14 protein-coding genes are annotated in these 23535 nt (G+C 44.5%); 9 read left to right on the top strand and 5 right to left on the bottom strand.

Annotated features, from left to right (window positions below):
* Positions 1-105: 105 nt before the first annotated feature.
* Entirely contained in the window at positions 106-825 is a 720-nt protein-coding gene (locus A6E01_RS15045; RefSeq protein ID WP_065210594.1) for a FadR/GntR family transcriptional regulator, read from the bottom strand.
* A gap of 599 nt (positions 826-1424) precedes the next feature.
* Between A6E01_RS15045 and A6E01_RS15040 the strand changes: the two genes are divergently transcribed.
* Together A6E01_RS15040 and A6E01_RS15035 are read left to right on the top strand one after the other, a co-directional pair.
* The gene (locus A6E01_RS15040) at positions 1425-2135 is read left to right on the top strand and encodes a FadR/GntR family transcriptional regulator (RefSeq protein WP_065210593.1); all 711 of its coding nucleotides are present in this window, start codon (positions 1425-1427) and stop codon (positions 2133-2135) included.
* A gap of 227 nt (positions 2136-2362) precedes the next feature.
* A complete protein-coding gene (locus A6E01_RS15035; RefSeq protein ID WP_065211020.1) occupies positions 2363-3652 on the top strand; it encodes an MATE family efflux transporter in 1290 nt (429 codons plus the stop codon).
* 402 nt (positions 3653-4054) lie between these two features.
* Here the strand turns inward: A6E01_RS15035 and A6E01_RS15030 are convergent, their stop codons facing one another.
* From A6E01_RS15030 to A6E01_RS15020, 3 genes are all read right to left on the bottom strand, one after another.
* Entirely contained in the window at positions 4055-5800 is a 1746-nt protein-coding gene (locus A6E01_RS15030; RefSeq protein WP_065210592.1) for a sodium:solute symporter family transporter, read from the bottom strand.
* Positions 5801-6064: 264 nt separating this feature from the next.
* Positions 6065-8206 (bottom strand): heparinase II/III domain-containing protein, encoded by a 2142-nt coding sequence (locus A6E01_RS15025; RefSeq protein WP_065210591.1) that lies wholly within the window; start codon positions 8204-8206, stop codon positions 6065-6067.
* On the bottom strand, positions 8206-10362 hold the full coding sequence (locus A6E01_RS15020; RefSeq protein ID WP_065210590.1) for a heparinase II/III domain-containing protein: 2157 nt from the start codon (positions 10360-10362) through the stop codon (positions 8206-8208). The genes A6E01_RS15025 and A6E01_RS15020 overlap by 1 nt, the downstream gene beginning before the upstream one ends.
* 318 nt (positions 10363-10680) lie before the next feature.
* Between A6E01_RS15020 and A6E01_RS15015 the strand changes: the two genes are divergently transcribed.
* The 5 genes from A6E01_RS15015 (at position 10681) to A6E01_RS14995 (ending at position 17790) form a co-directional block, all read left to right on the top strand.
* On the top strand, positions 10681-11016 hold the full coding sequence (locus A6E01_RS15015; RefSeq protein ID WP_017027883.1) for a cupin domain-containing protein: 336 nt from the start codon (positions 10681-10683) through the stop codon (positions 11014-11016).
* 32 nt (positions 11017-11048) lie between these two features.
* Positions 11049-11972, top strand: a complete 924-nt coding sequence (kdgK, locus tag A6E01_RS15010; RefSeq protein ID WP_065210589.1) for a 2-dehydro-3-deoxygluconokinase — start codon at positions 11049-11051, stop codon at positions 11970-11972.
* A 47-nt stretch (positions 11973-12019) separates the two neighbouring features.
* Complete coding sequence (locus A6E01_RS15005; protein ID WP_017032088.1) at positions 12020-12643, top strand: bifunctional 4-hydroxy-2-oxoglutarate aldolase/2-dehydro-3-deoxy-phosphogluconate aldolase; 624 nt, start codon at positions 12020-12022, stop codon at positions 12641-12643.
* Positions 12644-14423: 1780 nt separating this feature from the next.
* On the top strand, positions 14424-16178 hold the full coding sequence (locus A6E01_RS15000; RefSeq protein WP_017027886.1) for a sodium:solute symporter family transporter: 1755 nt from the start codon (positions 14424-14426) through the stop codon (positions 16176-16178).
* A 409-nt stretch (positions 16179-16587) separates the two neighbouring features.
* Positions 16588-17790 carry an ammonium transporter gene (locus tag A6E01_RS14995; protein ID WP_017027887.1) on the top strand — a complete coding sequence of 401 codons (1203 nt, stop codon included), beginning with the start codon at positions 16588-16590 and terminating at the stop codon, positions 17788-17790.
* Between the two features lie 85 nt (positions 17791-17875).
* On the opposite strand, the gene A6E01_RS14990 is transcribed toward A6E01_RS14995, so the two are convergent.
* On the bottom strand, positions 17876-19051 hold the full coding sequence (locus A6E01_RS14990; RefSeq protein WP_065210588.1) for a patatin-like phospholipase family protein: 1176 nt from the start codon (positions 19049-19051) through the stop codon (positions 17876-17878).
* A 449-nt stretch (positions 19052-19500) separates the two neighbouring features.
* On the opposite strand from A6E01_RS14990, the gene A6E01_RS14985 reads away from it, so the two are divergent.
* Both A6E01_RS14985 and A6E01_RS14980 read left to right on the top strand, forming a co-directional pair.
* Positions 19501-21150: a hypothetical protein gene (locus A6E01_RS14985; protein ID WP_418368976.1), complete on the top strand. Its 1650-nt coding sequence runs from the start codon at positions 19501-19503 to the stop codon at positions 21148-21150.
* A gap of 234 nt (positions 21151-21384) precedes the next feature.
* Positions 21385-23523, top strand: coding sequence for a carboxylesterase family protein (locus A6E01_RS14980; RefSeq protein WP_065210586.1), 2139 nt, complete (start codon positions 21385-21387; stop codon positions 23521-23523).
* The last annotated feature ends 12 nt before the right edge of the window (positions 23524-23535 follow it).

Genomic DNA, 23535 nt, shown 5'->3' with positions numbered 1-23535 from the left:
CGAAATTGTAACTAATGTGACCGTGATTTATTTCTATAAATCGTTAATTTTTCACATAAAAAAAGCACGCATAAGCGTGCTTTTACAATATTAGTAAAGAAACTACTAAATTACTTCAGGAAGACGGTGATTTGTCGCCTGCAAGTGTTCTGCTGATGCTTGGCGTGCTTTGTCGCTGTTGCCGGCCATGATCGCATTGTAGATTGCGCGATGCTCGTTGATGCAAGTGCTACCTTCTTCTGACGAATGAACAATAAAGTTCACAAACATAGTCGTCAAAATATTACCAAACGGCAGATAGAAATCGTTACCTGTTGAATTGAAGATCAAGCTATGGAAACGAGTATCTACGTCAGTCCAACGCTCAATATTAAGCTCTGACTCTGACGCAACTTCTACCATCTCTTGGAAGGTTTCAGACAGTTCGATGCGCTGCTCTGCAGTCGCAAATTGTGCAGCAAGTGCACACGCTTCTGGTTCAATTGCACGGCGCAAACCCAAGAATTGCATACAGAATTGATCAACATCCGCTAGACCATCCATCCACTCTATTAGTTGTGGATCTAAGAAATTCCAGAATGCTCTGTTAACAACTTTAGTGCCTACCTTTGGACGTGACTCCAATAAGCCTTTTGAAGTTAGAAGCTTTACGGCTTCACGAAGTGCTGTACGGCTAATACCGAACTGCTCACACAAGCTCATCTCACCTGGCAAAATTGAGCCTTGAGCTAACTCTCCAGAAAGAATGCCGCGCGCAATTTCGCGAGCAACCTGTACATGCAAACTGCGCTTTGAGCCCGCGATTGAATTAAAGGAACCTGACATAATTTAACTTACTTATTATTAATGTATTATCTAAGGCCAAATATATCACTCTGATTCAAATTCGCCACAAACCTATACTGTAAACGTGACATGCCCCGTCTAATGGGGGGATCATGGTGGTAACACAACGCCAACCCTACTCCTTACTCCAACACTTTCCTCATACAACTCATTAACATAAAGCATAGCATCGAATGTGCAACGCCGCCCCTAACGTGACTAAAGTCTGAATTCTAGCCTGTAAATTGACTTATATCTCAGAATTAGTTGATGTTGTAAAATGTTATTGTATTATTTTAACTCATGGTGAATGTAGGGGTACGTTGCGATTACTAATTTGGTAATTGTTAAATTTGACATCCCCTACTCGTAGTGACTGTGGTTTCACAGGAGAGACTACACTTTAATAAGAACGATGATTGCTCTCTCAATGTTAAGTATTCGCTGAGTTGTCTCATGAACTTTGAACGAATTACTTTGTTACCCATGCTACGCCTCACCGCACAATGAAAGGCTTTAAATCCTTTCGTCACCTAATTTTGGTGACCATTTAAGACCAGTTTTAGCTGGCTTTTGTATATAACTCAGGTGGTAGAAAAATGTCGCTTTTTGCGTTGGTGGAGAATTCAGACCGCCGAATACATGTTCAGGTTGCTAGACAGATTGCACGAAAAATTCTGTCTGGTGAGCTTAAAGAAAATCAAAAAATCCCGTGTGAAACGGAGCTTTGTGAAGCGTTTGGGGTTAGCCGTACCGCTTTGCGCGAGTCAACCAAGCTTTTATCTGCTAAAGGCCTTATCGAATCTAAGCCTAAGGTTGGAACTCGTATCTGCCCACGTAGTCAGTGGCACTTCCTAGATCCTCAATTCTTAGATTGGATTCAAGACCTAGAAGACAATAAGCCTTTCCTAGCTCAGTTTCTGGGTTTACGTAAGGCGATTGAACCTGAAGCGTGCGCGCTTGCAGCGACCAATGCTACAGCAGAGCAGCGTAAAGAATTATCAAAGTACTTCCAGCGCATGACCGTTGCAGCTAATGAATTCGACTATGAGAACTGGACGATTAACGATCATCTGTTCCATCAGACAGTGTTCTTAGCCACTGGTAACCAGTTCTACGTGCCTTTCAGCAATATTCTGTCGACTATCTTCAAGCAGTTTATCGACTACTCTGCTGTTGGCGGACGCTTCTGCTTAGAAGAACACAAAGCAATCTACGATGGCATCATGTCTGGTAACGCGAGCCAAGCACGCGATGCGTCTCAAAGCCTACTAGACGATGAGAACCAGACGTTAGCTAAAGCTTCATAAAACTTTTCAGTTAGAAGCTATAAATATCAAACTAACGTTTTGATTATTGATTGTCATCGCAGTCAATGGCACCATTGTAGAAAATAAGTACTATTTTATTACCAGCGAATCAAGTCTTGGCTTGATTCGCTTTTGTTCGTTAATACCAAGGTAATGCTGTGCCAGCTCAATCTTACGTTAGAAAAAACATCTCTATAGCTTGGCCATTGGCGTTGAATGCACTGTTGATGCAGTCAATGTTGATGATCGACACCTTCTTAGTATCGCCCTTAGGTGAGGTCTCCCTTGCCGCTATGGGTATTGCTAGCACCATCGTTGCCTTTATTATTGGCATTCAGATGGCCCTAGCAAATGGTACACAGCTAGTACTAAGTCGCGCCGTTGGCTCTGGTGTTCAGGCATCTTTATCTAAGGGGTTCTGGTCAGGAATGATCATTAACTTCTCGGTAGCGGCGCTCTTTCTAATTCTACTGCAGTTTTTTGATCACCAGCTTATCGAAGCACTGACCGACGACACCTCTTTGTATGAAGAGATTAACGACTACCTATCGGTTTCCCAATACCTAGTACTGTTCAATGCCATCACTCAAGTGATCATTGCGCTTTTTAATAGCTTAGGTCGAACTAAAATCCCATTTAAAGGCTATCTCATCGAGATGCCCATTAATGCATTTACCTCTTATTTCCTCATCTACGGGTTTGCCGGTTTTGAAGGAATGGGCGTTAAAGGAGCTGCGACAGGTACCCTAATCGCCATTATGATTAGAATGGCTTACTTGCTTGCTTGTATGCATCTGTCAAACGAGGTTGACCTGCCATTTAAAAAGCATATTGATGGCATCAGACACAGTATTAAGAACCATTTTATTGAGATATTCCCAGTTGCAGCAAATGTCACCATCTTGTCCATAGGTGCCACTGTTTACCAATTGCTTTACTCTCAGCTCAACATCAATGCGTATGTAGCCATCACACTGGTGATGCCTTGGCTTCGCTCAGGTACGCAATTTATCACCGCATGGGCTCACTCTTCGGCAATATCCATTAGCCAAGCCATCGGGTCTAATAAGATGGACGATCTGGCGAAAAATGTGGATACCAGCATTGATATTGCCGTATGCATCTCGATTATCTGCGCGGTGTTCTTTGGTATTTTGAGCCTGTTCATTGCCGATATTTACCCAAATCTAGACCCTGCAACTTACGTTGCTTTAGCTACCATCGCACCTTTGTATATATTCCTGCCTATTGTGCGTGGCTACAACACAGTACACGGCCATGTATTGCGAGCATTAGGAAAAACAACCGCGGTATTTAAGATCAACTTCACCGGCCAATGGGTCATTTCAATCCCACTGTGTGCGTTAATTATCATGGTATTTGACGGCTCAATTTTTTGGGCGTTCGCTATTCAGCCTTTTGAAGAGATAGTTAAGGCCCTGCCTTTCAGACACTTAGCAAGAAAGTCACTGAAAGAGTTTAACAGCGAGAAAGCTAAGAAGTTGATGTACGATTAGGTCGTATTGTTGGTTGGCTGGCGTTGGTGCAACTCCGTTAGCATGCCTTAGAAAGTATCTTTTAAGCTCTGTGCGTAAGAAGATCCCGGATATCTTCTCCGAAGATTCCGGGATGACGACGTGGTTTGTTTTTATATCAGAGTGACACTGCGCTGTATCAAAACCACCGGCACGTGCGCCGAACATGGGCACTCTCCAAGATCCTGAATCAAGTTCAGGATGACACTTCCCTGGGCATTACATTTTTGAATCCGTCGTCCCCGAAGTGTTTTATCGGGGACCTTTTGCAGAAACAGTTTCCCGACCAGTGTGCTGGCCCAGAAGAGCACTCGCCAAGATCATGAATCAAGTTTAAAATGACACTTGTTTAAGCCCTGCACGATTAAACCATATTACTGCAAATTAATTAGCTAACATTTGTGGCGCTTTACGGCTTCGATAGAGGTGGCAACCTGCTAGGAATATTAAGCAGCCAATAATGATAAATACCCCTTTATCAGCCCAAGCCTCAAACCAAACGCCAATACCCACGATAAAGATACCCAAGATCTGACTCATGCGACCTAGGTATTTACCTTGGCGTCTGTCTACCTCTGCTTCTTCTTTGCTAGTGATCGGTGTGGTTAAATTCGCCATCATGCTATTAAACTCTGAGGCTCTTTGCCCTTCTCTATCTTTATAAAACAGTCGGGTGCTCACAAAGAATCCACCGGTAATTACAATCTGCGCTACTAGAGCACACACAACCGATAAGTCGACATACTCTCGGTGTGTAAATGCTTCTGCATTGAACAGAGACAGCAACCAATTTACTTCAAAAATGAAGTGCATAAAGGCAGAGACACAAAGCCCAACAACTATCGTCGCCCATCCTGACCAGTCAGGCGTTCTCATAACAACCAGAGCTAACAATGATGGAATCGACAATGGCATCTGTAGTAGAGCACCAAACAGCATCATCAAATCAAAGAAGCTATATTCACGAATTGAAGCAAACAATAGCGCTGCGCCTACAGACAATAGTCCCGAGATGAGTGTGGCGATCTTGCCCATTTTCATCTGTTGGCGCTCTGATGCGTTTTGATTGATCACCGATTGATAGACATTACGCACAAATATACCGGCATTTCTGTTCAATGCAGTGGTCATTGGTGCGACCGTTGCCGCTATCATTGCCGCCATTACCAAACCGAGAATCCCTTTTGGCATGTAGTAATCGATGTAATAGACATAAGCGGCATTGTTCGCGCTGTCACCCAAGTTCGGGTAGACGGATTGTAAGTTCACGCCAAGCCCAGCCGTAACCCAAGGTGGGATAAACCACATCACAGGGCCAACAATAAACAAGATACCTGCCACTAAGGCCGCTTTCTTGGCTTCTTTTTCATTAGTGGTGACCAAAAAGCGGTAGCATGTCAGGGCGTTGTTGGTGTTGATGGTCTGCTTACCCATAATGATGAACACCCAAATAGCGCAGATCTGCCAGTATTGGATATCAGACCCCAGCAAGAAGTCACCAGGATAGTTCTCTACCATCTGAGTTGGACCGCCACTGCTATACAGCGCAAATCCGCCCACTGTCATGGTGATGGATACTAATAGAATGAGCTGAATGACGTTGGTTGCAGAAACAGTCCATGAACCGCCGCTTACCGCTACAAAGGTAACTAACGAGCCCACAATCATTATGGTTACATAAAGATCAATACCAAACACGGCAGCGACAAAGATAGCGAGACCGTTCAGCCAAATCGCAGCAGAAAGAATACCAAGTGGGAAACTCAGCCAAGTGTAGAACTGCTCCGAAACCTTACCAAAGCGCAGCTTGATGACCTCCATTGGAGTATCTACACGCAACTTCCGATAGCGCTCTGCAAAGTACAAGGCAGCTACAAAGAAACCTAGAGCATTGCCCCAGAACAGGAAGAGTACGGTTAGCCCATCTTCGTACGCTTTGGCTGCGGCTCCGGTAAACGTCCACGCAGAAAACTGTGTCATAAAGGCGGTTGCACCAGCCATCCACCACATCATCGCTCCCCCACCACGTATATAACCTGACGAGGTTTTTGCAAAGCGCTTAAATACTAACGCCGCAAAGATAACGAAAACGAAGTACGCAAGTACTATGGTGAGATCTAGCAGTTCCATAGGGCTCCTGAATTAATAACGACCAATAGCGATTCAATTGGAAAATATTATTGAAATGACGGTCCATATTTTACCATTCAGCCCATATGGTTTTTGTCGCATATGACCGGTTTCACAGATTTGCTAAGCACGGTGCTCAGTTAATATGCAACAAAATATTACATTTACTTCAAACACTTAGGCATAAAAAAACGGATGTAAGGTTAAACCCTACATCCGTTTATCTATTATGTTGTGCCAATCTAGAAGATTAGCGACTCACTCTTAGATTTGAGCGAAAGAACCAGTCCAAGTGAACTCGCCTACCGTGTGCTCAGATTGTTGAGCGTCTTCTGCACGGTTAGAGATACCGAAGTGGTACGTGTTACCCGTAGTCGTTTGAATACGAACCACTGTACCGTCTACTGTATCAGCCACTACGTTTACAGACTCAACTAGACCACGAGCATTTACAGATTGCTCGAACTCTTCGTTGAAGTAACCGTGAGTTTCAAGAACAGAAGCAAACACATGATCTTTACCCGATTGGCGCATGATCATTGCAGGTTCGCTACGCAGGTTGAAGTCATGGTCGTTCGCACCTAGACGAGCAAAAATTACTTCGCTGTCAGCTGCTTGTGCGCTAGTCACTAGTGAGTAGTAGCTGTTGTTAACAAGCCAGCTAACAAGAGAGCTACCTTCAACCTTGCCAGAGCCTAGGTTCCAAAGGTGTTGGTAACCGTCAGACTCACCGACAGGCTTAAGCGTGCTTTGGGTTTGGTATTCAAAATCAGTACGAATGATCTGGCCTGTGTAGTGTACAGGTAGGTCGTACTGGTGCTCTTCTTCAGACTGGATGCGGTAAACATCAATCACTAGAGGCTTTTCGAACTCTTCAAGGTCAGCAAGGATGATGCTGCGCTGCATATCGATGCCTTCGTAGTAGCCAGAGATGCGACCACTCATGCCTTGTAGCTTGTCATTGTCAATGTTGAAGAAGTGCTTCTCACCAAACTTAGACTCAGCTAGTGCTGTGTTGAAGTTGTTCTGAGTTTTCTGATCAACAGTCACAGTGTTGTGAGCAACAGTTTGCTTACAGTAAGACTTGTTCTCAGGAATGTAGCGACCACCGAACTTAGGCTCAACGTTTACCCAACGGCCGTAACCGTAGTCGTGAAGCACTTCGATACCACGGTTGAATACACTTAGGTGCAGGCCATCGTAGTGACCGTGATCCAGTGCAGAGTGGTACTGGTGATCAGAGCCGTGCTGACCAAACCAGATAAGCGCCATAGTGTCGTCATCTTGCGCGTCACGGTGACGTAGGATGCCTAGACCGCCTTTCTCACCTTGAGGGCCATCTGTGATGTATAGGCTACCCCAGTTAAATGGCTTGATTTCATCAGCTGCTTCAACGGCATTAGATAGAGTCAGACCAGAAGTATGAACCCATACGTTTTGCTGGTGGTTAGCCATTGCTAGTAGTGTTTCAGCTTGCTCGTAACGCTGGAAACATACAGATGTTGCCATCACAACGCCTTCATCATTGATAGAGATAGTCTTAGATGAATCGTTACATGCTGGTAGAGAACCGTCTGGGAACGCTGTTTTGAATACTGCGTAAGAGGTTGTCTTGATCACTGAGTCATTAAACTCGTAGATACCAATTTCAGGCTGGCGACGCTCGATAGATTCTGCGAACAGGTAGATCGGACGTAGAGAGAAACGGTGGTAGTAAGGACCTTCCATGTAGTAGCCATCTGGCGAGAACAGTTGGTCAAGCTGAGCTAGGAAACCGCCGCTTACTTTGTCCATTTTCAGGCCGTAAAGCGCTTTGTCTACTGACTCTTGATCGTTAATCGCGTAACCACAGATACCTACTGCTGCTACAGCCCAAAGGCCGTGGTTATGAACGATGTCGAAATCGTGACCGTAAGTCACCACAAACAGGTCGATCATTTGCTTGAAAAGGTCGTTTTCAATCAGTGCTTTTTGCTCATCAGAAAGCGTGTGGAAGATGCAAGAGTACGCACAAGAAGCGTAAAGCATCCACATGTTTTCGTTAAGTGTTTGGTGGAAGATCTTACCTGGAGGGTTAGTATCTTTACTCACGTTGCTTTCAAGCGTTGGGTATACCTTCGCGTATGCAGTAAGCATATCGGCGATATAATCACGGTATTTTGTTTCTTCAGTGATCAGGAACAAACGACCCGCTAGATCCATGTGGATGTAGTTTTGCTTGTGACGGTTGTGCTCGTAGCCACCACCTTCACCGTGTCCTGGTACTTCAATGCCTACTTCAGCCATGTACGCGTCAGTTTGTTTAATGTCGCGCGCTAATGCTTTACCTAATAGGCTATCCTTGCCAAGTTCTTTACGGAGTTCAGCTGCTTCTTCAAAGTTAAGCAGCAATGGTTGGTAGCTCATTAAATCGTCTCCTGAGATTGGGTTTTAACTTCCACTGAATAGTGTCCTGTCCAGTTGAAGGTCTTATCATTAATTATAATTTGATTAACTGTGTTTTCGGTGACATCCGCTTGATTAGAAACAAGCATAGTCACGATAGAATCTTGGGTGGTGATCTCGATAGCAGATCCGGTCTCGTTGTGAGCAAGCACACGAATGTCTTGAACTCGGCCACGAGCATTCACTGATTGCTCAAACTCTTCGTTGAAATAACCGTGCGTTTCAACAACAGAAGCAAATAGAGTGGACTCGCCACGGCTACGCAGAATGAATGAAGGCTCACTGCGAAGGTTAAAGCTTGGATCATTAGCGCCAGAGCGAGTAAAGATGACTTCACCGTTGTCGTTAGAGCTTGTGCCAAGCCAAGTGTAATAGCTGTTGTCTTGCAACCAACTTACTAGCGCCGTTTCATTAGCTTCACCTGCAGCTACCTTCCAAAGGTGCTGGTAGCCGTGATCTGAACCTAGAGTTTCTAGTTCTTTATAAGCCTCATACTCGAAGTTAGTGCGAATAATCTGGCCATTGTATTGGTGAGAGTAATCGTACTGATGCTCACCCTCGCCCACTACGCGATACAAATCGATTAACAGTGGCGCTTCTAGCTCATCTAGGTTAAGCAGGAACACACTACGTTGCTGACCAAAGCCATCGTGGTGGTCGTTCGCAAACGCGCTCATGCCCTTTAGGTTGTCATCGTTAACCTGGAAAAAGTGGGGAATACCGTGAACTGAGTCTGCACGATCTACATCGAAGTAGTTCTGACAGGCTTCATCAATGGTCACGCTATTGTGTGCAATGGTTTGACGAGCGTATGACGGGTTTTCAGGAAGGTAACGACCGCCAAACTTAGGCTCAACGTTAATCCAACGAGCAAAACCGTATTCGCGAAGTACTTCATGACCACGATTGAATAGCGTAATGCCTAGTGTGTCGAAGTGGCCGTGACCCATACCGTGCTGACCGTAGTTCATCACTAGTTGAGTAACATCGCCATTTTTGTCCTGCATACGAACAAAGCCTTGTGCGCCTTTGTCGCCATCAGGGCCTTCGTTGAGTTCTACACTTGGCCAGAATGGCATGCCGATAGTGCGCTCTGCCGATGCTTCTTCATAAGCGCGAGACACTTTAAGACCGCAAGGATGCATCCAAACACCGTCTTGAATCTTCGCCATACCCAGAATATTGTCGTCTAGTGAGTAGTGCGCGCCGTAAATGCTAACAGCAACCTGCACACCCATATCCGCAATGCTCATGCTTTGTGACGCATCGTTCATTGCAGGGAATACACCGTTTGGATACGCAGACGCCAGTAGTGCTTGTACTGTGTTGCCTACTACGCCGTTTTTGTAGTTGTAGATATCCACCTCTGGCATGTGGCGATGAATAATCTCAGCCAGCAACACCAGTGGACGAATCGTAAAGCGCGAGTAGTAAGGACCTTCTAGGTAATAACCAGAAGGAGCAAATAGATTAGACACTTGGTCTAGGAAGCCACTTGATGCGTCACGGTCTTTACCGTAAACCGCCATTTCCAAATATTCTGGCTTACCAATCGCTACGGCACACGCACCAACAGCGGCAACGGCCCAAACACCGTGGTTGTGAATGTGGTCAAAGCGATGTGAGTACTTATCAATGCTCATCTCAATCATAGGGATAAAGATGCGATCGATAATGCGCTGACGCTGCGCCTCAGTCATAGTTGATGCAACGCAAGAGTACGCGATGCTGGTGAATAGCAACCAACCATGTTCGTTGAGGATCTGGTGGAAAATACGACCCGTTGGGTTTGTGTTCTTCTGAACTTGGAAACCGAGCTCTAGGTACTTGTCTGCATACTCTTCAAGCAGTGCAGTCACGAAGTCAGCGTATTTCTGTTCTTCGGTGATGAGGAAAAGACGACCTGCAATGTTCATGTAGGTATAGTTATCTTTGTGACGGTTGTGCTCATAGCTCCCGCCATCACCGTGACCCGGTACCTCTAGTGGTAGGCTCATGAAACGTTCAAGTTGTGCAACGTTCTTAGCGATGGTCTTGCCCATCAGGGTGTCACGGCCGACTTCCTTGCGAAGTTCAATGATCTCTTCGGCAGTCAGCAATATAGGTTGTGTCGTCATTTTGTAGTTTTTCCTCAACTAACGAGAATAATTGTAAACCCACATAAAGTAATACAATATTAACTTTAATCCTATGTGGCGGTCAAAAAAGAATGAATGCTGTCACATAAACAATTTCAAAAAATAACTATTTGTTACCTATACTTCCATTTCTCTCTGTCGCTTGGATATTGTAGGTAAACAAACTTGCTTACAGTTGACCTATGTCACACAACTATAAACTTATTGTATGACAATTAAAAATAATCCATTATTATATGCATAGTTAAAGTTAATTTTTTAGTTTGTAAAAACTCAAAACCATTAAGGAACCTCATCATGAATCCATTTTTCATTTCAAAAGAACAACCTTGGGAAGATCTAGGCGAAGGTCTTAGCCGTCAGATCGTTGGTTACACTGACGAACTAATGGGCGTTCGTGTACGTTTTGAAAAAGGCGCAATCGGCCACCCTCACGCGCATGAAATTCATGACCAAATCGGTTACGTAATTTGCGGTAGCTTTGAAGCAGAAATCGAAGGCGAAAAGAAAATCCTTGTTGCTGGCGACGCTTACATTGCTCCTAAGCATTTTGTACACGGTGCAGTAGCTCTAGAAGAAGGCAGTGAGCTTCTTGACCTGTTCTCTCCAGCACGTGAAGATTTCCTTAAGTAATCTTTGAAGTACATTTAGGCTTAGGTAAGCATATGACATCATTAAATATCGCTATCATTGGCGAGTGCATGGTAGAACTTCAGCAAAAAGGTGAACTTCTAAAGCAAGCATTCGGCGGTGATACACTGAACACGGCTCTGTATCTATCTCGCCTGACTCACAAGCACGGTATCAAAACTAGCTATGTAACAGCATTGGGCCAAGACCCATTCAGTGCTCACATGCTAGAAAGCTGGGAGTCTGAGAACATCGATACAAGCCTAATTGCACGTCTTTCAGACAAGCAACCAGGTCTTTACTACATCGAAACTGATGACACTGGCGAGCGTAGCTTCCACTACTGGCGCAATGACGCTGCAGCGAAGTTCATGTTTGATCAAGCTGAGTCAGCTTCTCTTGTTGACACGCTAAGTGGCTACGATGCTGTTTACCTAAGTGGTATCACTCTAGCTATCTTGACTGAAAACGGTCGCAACGAGCTATTCAAGTTCCTTGAGAACTTCGAAGGCAAAGTATTCTTCGACAACAACTACCGTCCAAAACTATGGGCTAGCCAAGAAGAAGCTCAAAAGTGGTACCTGAAGATGTTAAGCTTCACGGATACAGCACTTCTGACTTTCGACGACGAGCAAGACCTATACGGTGACGAGAACGTTGAGCAGTGCATCGAGCGTACAACTAACGCTGGTGTTAAAGAGCTTGTTATCAAGCGTGGCGGTAAAGAGTGTCTAGTAGTTGAAGGCGAAAGCGCAAACTACGTTTCAGCTAACCAGATCGACAACATCGTTGATACGACGGCAGCTGGCGACTCTTTCAGTGCAGGTTTCCTAGCGAAACGTCTATGTGGCGGCACAGCTGTTGAATCAGCGGCTAGCGGTCACGCTGTTGCAGGTACAGTAATTCAGTACGCGGGTGCTATCATCCCTGCTGAAGCAATGCCTGAGCTGTCTCTATAAATTGTCCTGCTCACGCAGACTCACACATTATTTCGATGAGAAAAAACATGACAACTTTGAACGAAAAACTAGCAAGCCTTAAAGTGATTCCAGTAATTGCTATCAACCGCGTTGAAGATGCAATTCCACTAGGTCGCGCTCTTGTTGAAAACGGCATGCCTTGTGCTGAAATCACTCTACGTACTGAGTGTGCAGTTGAAGCTATCCGCGTTATGCGTAAAGAATTCCCAGAAATGCTAATCGGTTCTGGTACTGTTCTTACTAACGAGCAAGTTGATGCTTCTATCGACGCTGGCGTTGACTTCATCGTAAGCCCTGGCTTCAACCCACGTACAGTTCAGTACTGCCTAGACAAAGGCGTTGCTATCGTACCTGGCGTTAACAGCCCAAGCCTAGTTGAGCAAGCAATGGAAATGGGTCTTCGTACTCTTAAATTCTTCCCAGCTGAACCATCAGGTGGCGTTCCAATGCTTAAAGCACTAACTGCTGTTTACCCAGTAAGCTTCATGCCTACTGGCGGCGTTAGCCTTAAGAACGTTGACGAGTACCTAAACATCCCTGCAGTTCTTGCATGTGGTGGTACTTGGATGGTTCCAACTAAGCTAATGGACGAAGGCAAGTGGGACGAGCTAGGTGAACTAGTTCGCGACGCAGTAGCTCACGTTAGCTAATATTGCTTTGCAATTGTTTTGAAAAAGCGAGCCTAGGCTCGCTTTTTTTGTGTCTGGAGTTTGGTGGCGCTGGATGAATTGTTTGGGATGGTGGGCATGGAGTTTGTGTTCAGTCCGTTCGTTACGTTATCACTTTAGGTTTGATTGGATGAGCCGACTCTGTGCGTTCTAAGATCCTGAGTCGAGCTCAGGATGACGTAACGGTTGAGTATTGCTGTTGGGACTGATACTGCTGACATACAGGAGTTAGCAACTAACCAGCATCATTCACCCTACACGCAAACTCAACCTTTTGCCTGCACCTACCCACATACAACCCCTGCCGCCTCATGCCCGTCATACTGGAAGCTATGAAATAGCTATCCAGTATCTTAGGTACTTCAGAGCTTAATTGGTCAGCGGAATAAAGACACTCAGTGCTCTCTAAGATCCTGAGTCGAGCTCAGGATGACGGAATGGTTGAGTGTTGATGTTGGAAGCGATACTGATACTGGTGCTGATGAAATGCTTCAGTAAGCACTCTTGCCCGCCCTTCCCCATATGCGGATTCAACTCCCCCACCCCGTCATACTGGAAGCTATGTAATAGCTATCCAGTATCTTAGGTACTTCAAAGCTTAATTGGTCAGCGGAATAAAGAAACTCTGTGCGCTCTAAGTTCCTGAGTCGAGCTCAGGATGACGGAATGGTTGAGTGTTGATGTTGGAAGCGATACTGATGACATACAGGGGATAGTAACTAACCTGCTTCACACACTCTACACGCAAACTCTATCATTTACTCGCACTTCCCCGGGTACAATCTCAGCCCCACACCCCGTCATACTGGAAGCTATGTAATAGCTATCCAGCATCTTAGGTACTTCAAAGCTTAATTGGTCAGCGGAATAAAGACACTCAGTGCGCTCTAAGATCCTGAGTCGAGCTCAGGATGACGGAATGGTTGAGTGTTGATGTTGGAAGCGATACTGATGACATACAGGGGATAGTCACTAGCCTGCTTCAAACACTCTACACGCAAACTCTATCATTTACTCGCACTTCCCCGGGTACAATCTCAGCCCCTCATACCGTCATACTGGAAGCTATGCAATAGCTATCCAGTATCTTAGATACTTCAGAACTCGACCGTGTGTAGGGCATTATTAACTTTGTGCGGCCTTAGAGGCTGAATCGAGTTCAGGATGACGATTGGTTACCTACTAGCGTAGAGAGGTGACCCATAAAACGGATTTTCGTACTGAGAATAAAGCTAGAATCGATCACACAATGTACGAGTTGCTCCTTAACTGACAAGCACATCAACCTTCAAACTCTAATACCTATACCGATTGTGACATCTATAAGTTAACAGCGCGTCATTTTGGCGTAAGCCATGCCCGTAGAAAACACAGACTGACCAATATACCCTCTCATGAAGCACATTATTAAAGTGCGACAGCATCTGCAGATGATCCTTCCTGCAAACTCATAAATTTGGTCTAACCTATTAACTACTAAACTATTTTTGGTACTTATAAAATCGAGTTTAGTAGGCTAGAATAGTGGTTACATTTTGTAATACTAAAGTACTTTCGTATTTGGCATATAAGTAACCAATAATGGAATTACAAACACTCAATTTTAACTTAAGTTGTTGTTTTTAATAATAAAAAGCACCAAAATACACCCCGAAGCCAAAATGTGCTCTAGATCACGTTAGATGCATATTGTAGTACAAATAAATCACGAAAAACGCTATATTATTCGCAGTTAATCTAAAGACCTTTAAGGCTGAAAAAAATGACTATTGATACTTTTGTTGTTCTCGCCTACTTCTTCTTCTTAATGGCTATTGGCTGGATGTTTAGAAAGTTTACAACATCTACCAGTGACTACTTCAGGGGTGGCGGTAAAATGTTGTGGTGGATGGTTGGTGCAACCGCCTTCATGACACAGTTTTCAGCATGGACGTTTACGGGAGCCGCAGGACGCGCGTTCAGCGACGGTTTCGTCGTTGTTATCCTATTCCTAGCCAATGCATTTGGTTACTTCTTGAACTACATCTATTTTGCTCCGAAGTTCCGTCAACTTCGTGTAGTAACCGCTATCGAAGCAATTCGTCAGCGTTTCGGCAAAACTTCAGAACAGTTCTTCACTTGGGCAGGTATGCCTGACAGCTTGATTTCTGCTGGTGTATGGTTGAACGGTCTTGCTATCTTCGTAGCAGCTGTATTTAACATCCCAATGGAAGCAACCATCGTAGTTACCGGTTTAGTTCTCATGTTGATGGCTGTTACTGGTGGTTCTTGGGCGGTTGTTGCATCTGACTTCATGCAGATGCTAGTAATCATGGCTGTTACAATTACTTGTGCAATCGCTGCATACTTTGCAGGTGGTGGTCTAGGAAACATCGTAGACAACTTCCAAGGCGACTTCATGCTGGGCAACAACCTTAACTACGTGAGCATCTTCATCCTTTGGGTTGTGTTCATCTTCGTTAAGCAGTTCGGTGTAATGAACAACAGTATCAACGCATACCGTTACCTATGTGCTAAAGACAGTGACAACGCACGTAAAGCTGCAGGCCTAGCTTGTATCCTTATGATTGTTGGTCCACTAATCTGGTTCCTACCACCTTGGTACATGGCAGCTTTCCAACCTGACTTTGCGGCACAATACGCTGTAATGGGTAACAAAGCAGGTGACGCAGCATACCTAGCATTCGTACAAAACGTAATGCCTGCTGGTATGGTTGGTCTACTAATGTCAGCAATGTTCGCGGCGACTATGTCTTCAATGGACTCTGGTCTTAACCGTAACGCTGGTATCTTCGTAATGAACTTCTACAGCCCTATCGTACGCCCTCAAGCGTCTCAGAAAGAGCTAGTAGCAGTGAGTAAAGTGACTACCATTGTAATGGGCTTGATCATCATCGGTATCGGTCTGTTCATCAACTCACTGAAGCACCTAAGCTTGTTCGACATCGTACTTAACATCGGTGCGTTGATCGGCTTCCCAATGCTTATCCCTATCCTACTAGGTATGTGGATTCGCAAGACTCCAGACTGGGCTGGTTGGGCAACGCTAATCGTTGGTGGTATTGTTTCTTACATCTTCGGTATCGCACTAACTGCAGACGACATTCAAAACGTATTTGGTCTAGAGCATGCTCTAACTGGACGTGAGTGGGCTGACCTGAAAGTTGGTCTAAGCTTAGCAGCACACGTAGTGTTCACCGGTGGTTTCTTCATCGCGTCTACTCTACTGTACAAAGGCCTATCGCCAGAGCGTGAAGCTGAAGTTGAGCAACTATTCGTTAACTGGAACACGCCTGTTGTTTCAGAAGGTGAAGAGCAGCAAAACCTAGATACTAAACAACGTTCTATGCTTGGTAAGCTAATCAGCACAGCTGGTTTTGGTATCCTAATTATGGCTCTTATCCCGAACGAGCCGACTGGACGACTATTGTTCCTACTATGTGGTTCAATCGTACTAAGTGTTGGTATCCTACTTGTTAACGCATCTAAAACTGGTGCAGTGAAACAAGCCGCTTAATTCCCCCAATAATTAAGCTATAACTCGAAGCCCTGGCTATTTAGCTGGGGCTTTTTGTATTTGTTCGCTTTATACCACTCGTAACCATTCACCACATTTTCGTATTACGAACCTCACTGCACCAGATCACAAATCCCATTTGCACCAACATGACGCACCATATGCGTGCACACCGAGCTGCTTGCGCACTAAAATCATGCAACTCATCGTTAGCAGTGAATGCTTGAATAGTGCACCTCCTGCAATCCCCTCCTCAACACCTTCAATTAAAACCTCCGAAATCTCACTAAATACGGGCTTTGCACTCTTTTTGCATTCAGTTTGTTATTTTCCTTACTTATTGCACCAAAGTTGGAATGGTTCTTGCAGAAAACTGTTCAGAAACTTAAACACCTTTGGAACTATTTATATGGACAACATTAGTCAGGCAATCGATGCCGTAGCACAAAGCGCAGACACTTTATTTATTCTTCTTGGCGCGATCATGGTTTTGGCCATGCATGCAGGTTTTGCTTTTTTAGAAGTTGGTACGGTTCGTCATAAGAACCAAGTAAATGCCTTAGTTAAGATCATGGCTGACTTCGCTCTAGCGGCAGTGGCGTACTTTGCTATTGGTTATCAGATTGCTTATGGGCAACACTTCTTCGTCAGCGTTGAAACGCTGACAGAAAATAATGGATATGAACTGGTTAAGTTCTTCTTCTTGCTGACCTTTGCTGCTGCAATCCCAGCGATTGTTTCTGGTGGTATTGCAGAGCGCGCTAAGTTCCGCCCTTTCCTACTTTCTTCGGCATTAATTGTTGCTTTTGTATACCCATTCTTTGAAGGCGTCATTTGGAATGGCAACTTTGGTTTCCAAGATTGGTTGAATAGCCAGTTTGGTGCAGAGTTCCACGACTTTGCAGGCTCCGTTGTGGTGCACGGTATGGGTGGATGGCTAGCATTAGTAGCAATCTACTTGCTAGGTTCACGCCAAGGTAGAAAGCCTGGTATTGCTTTTGCGCCTTCTAACATTCCGTTCCTAGCACTGGGTGCTTGGGTACTGACTGTTGGCTGGTTTGGCTTTAACGTTATGTCAGCGCAAACGCTAGATGGCATTAATGGTTTAGTTGCAGTGAACAGCTTAGCCGCAATGGTAGGTGGTACTTTAGTGGCGCTGATTGTAGGTAAGAATGACCCTGGCTTTATCCACAATGGTCCTTTGGCTGGCCTAGTTGCTGTCTGTGCCGGCTCTGATCTAATGCACCCTGTTGGCGCATTTATCGTTGGTGGTGTTGCAGGTGCTTTATTTGTTTGGGTATTTACTCGCCTTCAACGCAGCAGCAAGATTGATGATGTTCTCGGTGTTTGGCCTCTACACGGCTTGTGTGGTGTTTGGGGTGCTATTGCTGCGGGTATCTTCGGTTTGCCAGCATTGGGCGGTCTTGGCGGTGTTAGCTTTATGTCTCAGGTTGTAGGCACTTTAGCAGGTGTTATCGTTGCTGTTGTTGGCGGTATTATCGTCTATGGACTGGTCAATAAAACCTCTGGTTTACGTCTTAGTCAAGAAGATGAATTTATTGGTGCAGACCTTGCTATCCATAAGATTGGTGCAACCAACGCTGATAAGTAATCTATAGAACTGTAAAACGAAACTAGTACTAAAACACCCTCTTTGCCACTATATACGTATTGGCTAAGAGGGTGTTTTTATATACCTACTGGGGTACTTCCGTTTCCCAAAGTTCTCCAGTGACGGCTTTATCGTAACCGTACTGATAGATAGCCTTCATGTAATCAAGATCAAACAAGTCTTTAGATTGCTTAGCTTCTGAGAAGTCTTGGTCAATGTAAGTAAACTGCATTTCTAAATCATCAATTTCACTGAGATACTTCATTCGATACATATCCCCACGAGTCTGCATCATGGTTAAACCCGATAAACTCTTGGTTAATAGAGCTACACCTTTGTCATTTACTGGCTTATAGGGTGTTTTAAGCAATCCATTACGAATCACATCAAGCTGCGGCGTCGCTTTTAATCCTAAAGTTTCTGACACCAGTTGATAGTCAAAGCTAGAGGGATTGTAAAAAACTTGAGCAGCCAGTCCACCATCTACATGCATTTCTTCTAATACGGTTTGCTCATCACGAACATTGAAGAACTGCGGTGGAAATACGCCAGGAATCGATGCACTGCTTGCTAATACTTTGTGTACCAGTTCCACTCTGTTTGGAAGTTCGCTATTTGCAATAGCGCCCAAATTCCAAACCATTAATTCCCCAGAATCAAGATGTGTAGAGCCTATAAATATACGTTTGCCCTTCCTATGTTGTAGCGCAATTTTATCTATCATTTCCTCAGGGTAAGATTTGGCAATAAATTCAATAAAACTATCACCATCGGTAAACGCATCCTTGAAAATCGTATTTAAAAAATTCTTTTTACCCAACACTTCTTTATCATTAATGCCTAAGATTACGTCTTCCAAACGTTCTACTTCATCGCCACCAACAAAGACAAAGGGAGCGATCAATGCTCCAGCACTAATTCCAGTGATAACAGAATAGTCTTTAAGCTCACCTTTATCAGCAAGCCCCATCAATACACCTGCGCCAAATGCGCCGTTAGCACCACCACCGGATAGAGCAAGAATATTTAGAGTGTCACCCTTAACTGTAATCGGTGTTGTTTGAGTATTTTGGTCATAGAGAAAATCTGGCTTCTCTGATCCCCAGAAGCGCAAAGGTTCTTCAACCTTTACATTAGTATCTAGGGTTACTTCCTTATAGTTGTCTTCGGTAACACGCTTATCCAAAGTGTGCGTTGTGCTACAAGCCGCAACAGAAACAGACAATAGTACAACGGTGAGAATGTTTGATTTGCGCGTCATGGCAAGCCTCTAAGGTTTGTCGATAAAAATGCCACCAGCAACTCGTTTGCTATGGCTTAACTGACACGAATAATAAATGAACATTACCAGTAGCAATAATCGCCAGTGTAGGACATAACCCTACAATTCAACTCTTGGATAAATCATCAAAAATACCCACTGCGATCGTTTTCGTAACACATTGATACTCAGTTATTTCCCTATTCCCTCGTTATAAGGCACAACCAGATTTTGTTAATGGAGGGTTGCGTCCTACATATGTGATTAATACAAACCGTGATTTGCCTCTAATATCCGCTCCACAGCTAATTTATACGGCAATAACCCACACGGTTTTCCTGGCTAACGGTCAGTGAGTGGACTTGTCATTCCGTCGAACAAAGGGTGTTCGATGAAAAGTTTAAATTTCTGAATGCTCATAGGTTTGAGGTTCTGACAAGTAAAAGTGAATATCAATGTTTAACGTATTAAAACAAGTAGCAAAACGTTCTGTTCTTACCATCATAGCTTCAGCGATGCTGGCCTGTTCTTTTAATGCAATGGCTGACAATGCAATTGCGTTCAACCCTGACCTAAAAGGTAAAGAGATCTTTGCTCACTATGGCATCGACAATGATCTGCCAAAACTTGGCATCAGTTCTTTGGCTTTGGGCGAGCAGCTTGTTGAGCAAGTAGACCGCACTATTAACATCGGTGACGAAACAAGAGAGTCTTCTGTATTCTTAGTAAAAAGCACTGACCAAAAAGGCAATATTGACCTTCGAATCAAGCATGACATAAGCAAACTAGATAAACATTTTGATGCTGTCGAAGAAATTGAAAACAGTACTCGTACTCAATATCGCCTTCGCAACTGGGCGCAAAGCTACGACCCTTCTTCCATTGAAGCGACCGAGTTAGAAAATGGCCATGTGGTTATTTCTTTTAACTACTCAAAATACGGTTTACCACAAGATATTGCTTACTTCCGTTTTATGAAAGTAGAGGTATTAATCGTTGATGGTCAACCAAAGCAAATGGTCATCAGCAACCGCTCTCCTTTTAAATTGGATGGCTACAACATTGAAACTTATCGCCAGCAGATCAACTTCATGACTTTAAAGTCAGGCAAATTACTGATGGTAGAAAAGCGTGTTGAGAAAATTGGTAAGAAAGGCAAAAAACCGGTAAACATCCTAGAAACCGTGGTGCCAATTGCGCTATATGATGGCGACGGCGTAGATATTATCGATGAAGCTCGTCTGACAGAGGCCTCTGATCCTCGTCTTATTGAAGAGCGTGTTGAAGTAGATCGCGTCTTCCCATTAATGGGGGATATGGTCGTTCGTCAAGGTATCGATCTACCTCTGCCTTTCGGTATCTCTATGGCATACCGAAACCAAGACATGACCTTACCGACAAATGATTTCATCATTGGCGGTGTGCGACTCAATGAGTTTTTCGATCCAGAAGATACGTTTGCTACTGTGACAGCGGAGTCTCTTACGCTTCGCGGTGACGTTAACATCCTACCGTTTTGGAACGTATTTGGTTACGTAGGGAAAATCAACGTAAATGCAAACGTAGATGCAGGCTACACAGGCGCAGCTGGTGAGAAAATTCAAGAAATGCTGAATGACAAAATGCCAGGTTTAGGCGACGGGTTCTGTGAGAGCTTGGCTGTCGCGTGTAACCCTGGGCGCCTTAACGTACCACTAAAACTAAAATATGACCTAGTTGGTGTCGGTACCACTCTATCTGTAGGTTATAGAGAATTCTTTGCATCGGTAACAGGTACGTACTCAACTACTCGTATTGAAGGTGGCGACAGCTGGGGCGATGGCATCATTACTGTACAGCCTATGCTGGGCTATCAGCTAGTGGATTACCGCGCACAAATATTCGTAGGTGCTGAATACCAAGGCCTGAAATCTCGCATGCAAGGTACCGTTGTCACCGATAGCATCGAATTTGACTACGATGTGGGTGTTGACCTTAACCAGTGGGCAGCTCTAGTGGGCGTCAATAAACAGTTTGGTAAGCACTACCAAATGACTTTCCTATACAACAAGGGCGAAACGCGCGACTCAATGACTTTAAACCTTGGGTACCGCTTCTAGCCTCCCGCTTAAATAAGAATAGTCCTCGCTCGCAGCTTGAAATAACAAGCTGCGATAAACGTAGGATTCAATCCGACATAAGCGATTCAACGAATCATGAATCGCAACGTACTATAACGCCTAAGAAACAGAAGTTCGAATAGCGCAAAGGACTGAGAGCGCCAAATTCGATTGTTTACATAGCGGCGTTACTTAAAAAGTACTCCAAACTGAATATTGAATGTGGAAAAAATTATGACCTTATTACATCGTTCTCTAGTTGCTATCGCAATCAGCGCATCTCTTGCAGGTTGTTACACCGACGTAGACGCTACCGTACCGATGCCTGAGAACCCAGAGCCAATGCAGCCATTGCCAGCTGAAAAAATTTCATTAGAAATCGGCGACTCAATTATCGATGCAATGAAAGAATCTGTGGTTATTACAACACTTGAAGGTGAAGAGAAGCGCGTTAACGTTGAGACTTTTAAAGGCATCGAGTACGCCACACAAACTCGCTTTGCGCACAGCATCACAAAAGAGCTAGAAGAAAACGTTAATGCCACGGCATTTGGCGATGCATGTATGCAAGTTCGTTCAACGATACAAGACCAAAGCGAAGACTGCTTGAACCTAAACATCTGGCGTCCTGCTGGCGCTGATGCAGGTGAAAATTTGCCGGTATACGTGTTTATTCACGGTGGTGATTTTGAATATGGTTCTGGTTCAGAAGTACTAGTTCACGGTGATACTGTGGTTGCTCAAGGTAGCGATGACAGCAAGCCATTCATCTACATTAGCTTGAACTACCGTTTAGGTCAGCTAGGCACGCAGTGGGTTAAAGGCACTAATGTTGACGGCAACTATGGTCTTGGCGATCAAAAGCGCGCTCTTGAGTGGGTGCACGACAACATCGCAAGCTTCGGTGGTGATATCGACAACGTAACCGTTATTGGTCAAGGTTCTGGCGCTATGTCTGTTGGACTTCTACAGCAAGATGACAACATCTCTGGTAACTACTTCCAGCGTGCAATCATGCAAAGTAATCCGTATGGCTTTGAATACCCAAGCTATGACGTTGCTAAAGACCGTAGCCAAGAGTTCACAGCTGAAACCTCAATTGATGAGATCATGGCATCACAAAAAACGGCTCTTAATGGCCTTGAGCAGCTAAAGAACTGGTTACTGAGTTCTCTTTCACTTTCAGTTTCAGTACCGGTTCCTCTAGTACCTGATATTGAGATAGGTCCAAAGTCAGACAACACTCCGATGTCTACATTGATGCCGTTTGCTCCTTACATACAGTGTGAAAAAACCAGTCTACTCGGCTCTTGCAGCGAGTCTGCTAAGTCTCCAATGCAGACTGAGCTCACTGTACCAAGTGTACTAGGCAACAACGCAAGCGAAGCAAACAGCTTTGGTATGTTGTTCAGCGTGACATTCTTGATTCCAACTATCATCGAACTGATTACAGATGAGGAACCTGCTCTTGTAGAAAACGTTGAGCCAAAGGCTTTAGCTATGAATCTAGTTGAGTGGTTAGACGACGCAGAAAACCAAGCTAAGGTAGAGCGAGAACTAAGTCAGATGGATACAAATGACCTTGCGACAAACGCTGGGTTGTCATTAACAGCGTACAGCGCCGTAACACAGTTGTTCTGGGGCCTTGATACATTTATCGACATAGATGATGCGGCTTTGGACTGTCTATCAGAAGAAGATACTCTAGGGATCCTTAGTTGTGTTGTAGCCGCAACTAGCATTGAGCTGACAGGGCATGACGAAGTCAAAACAGCTCTTAACCTAACAGACTTCTACCCTAACTCAGAAGCGGCTTTAGGCGGTGCAACGGCAAACATGGCACAGTTTAAAACCATGCTAAACGATACGCTGTTCAACGGCCCAGCACGTCATATGGCGGCAAACAGCACTGAAGCTGCGACTCTATATCGCTTTGACAAAAAACCTAGTTTCAGCATGTGGAACTACAACACAGCGCAAGATGAAGAAACTGGACAGTACGGTGAGCTTTCAATCCTAGACCTATTCAAGACGATTGGTTGTATCAGCGGTGCATGTAACGGCTCAGAACTGCCATTTATGTTCAACAAAGCAGTACGCTTTGATGGTAGCGAGATCCACCCAAACACAGGCGAGAAAGCATTAATGAACGAAATGTCACGCCTATGGTTTAGCGAAGAATTGTTTACTAACTACCAGTACAGCGATTCTGCTGACAACGTGCTTGTTATCGAAGCGGAAGGCTTTAGCGACACTACCACTTACGATTGGGACTACGTGACGAACCCTGGTGTTGATCCAAAGCTTCGTCAAGGTCGCCTAACCGGTTTAGAAGAGCAAGGTCTTATGCCTTGGCAGTGGTACCTAAACTAAGCACATCCGAGA

This window comes from Vibrio breoganii (assembly GCF_001677275.1).
Classification (GTDB): Bacteria; Pseudomonadota; Gammaproteobacteria; order Enterobacterales; family Vibrionaceae; genus Vibrio; species Vibrio breoganii.
The sequence above is the reverse complement of the archived record's forward strand: the minus strand, read 5'-3'. Positions and strand labels throughout refer to the sequence as shown.

Excerpts from the sequence above, each read along its gene's own strand:
- kdgK (WP_065210589.1), top strand. The coding sequence starts at position 11,049 with ATGACATCATTAAATATCGCTATCATTGGCGAGTGCATGGTAGAACTT.
- A6E01_RS15005 (WP_017032088.1), top strand. The coding sequence starts at position 12,020 with ATGACAACTTTGAACGAAAAACTAGCAAGCCTTAAAGTGATTCCAGTA.
- A6E01_RS15045 (WP_065210594.1), bottom strand. The coding sequence starts at position 825 with ATGTCAGGTTCCTTTAATTCAATCGCGGGCTCAAAGCGCAGTTTGCAT.
- A6E01_RS15035 (WP_065211020.1), top strand. The coding sequence starts at position 2,363 with ATGCAGTCAATGTTGATGATCGACACCTTCTTAGTATCGCCCTTAGGT.
- A6E01_RS15000 (WP_017027886.1), top strand. The coding sequence starts at position 14,424 with ATGACTATTGATACTTTTGTTGTTCTCGCCTACTTCTTCTTCTTAATG.
- A6E01_RS15025 (WP_065210591.1), bottom strand. The coding sequence starts at position 8,206 with ATGAGCTACCAACCATTGCTGCTTAACTTTGAAGAAGCAGCTGAACTC.
- A6E01_RS14980 (WP_065210586.1), top strand. The coding sequence starts at position 21,385 with ATGACCTTATTACATCGTTCTCTAGTTGCTATCGCAATCAGCGCATCT.
- A6E01_RS15015 (WP_017027883.1), top strand. The coding sequence starts at position 10,681 with ATGAATCCATTTTTCATTTCAAAAGAACAACCTTGGGAAGATCTAGGC.
- A6E01_RS14990 (WP_065210588.1), bottom strand. The coding sequence starts at position 19,051 with ATGACGCGCAAATCAAACATTCTCACCGTTGTACTATTGTCTGTTTCT.
- A6E01_RS15030 (WP_065210592.1), bottom strand. The coding sequence starts at position 5,800 with ATGGAACTGCTAGATCTCACCATAGTACTTGCGTACTTCGTTTTCGTT.
- A6E01_RS14995 (WP_017027887.1), top strand. The coding sequence starts at position 16,588 with ATGGACAACATTAGTCAGGCAATCGATGCCGTAGCACAAAGCGCAGAC.
- A6E01_RS15020 (WP_065210590.1), bottom strand. The coding sequence starts at position 10,362 with ATGACGACACAACCTATATTGCTGACTGCCGAAGAGATCATTGAACTT.
- A6E01_RS15040 (WP_065210593.1), top strand. The coding sequence starts at position 1,425 with ATGTCGCTTTTTGCGTTGGTGGAGAATTCAGACCGCCGAATACATGTT.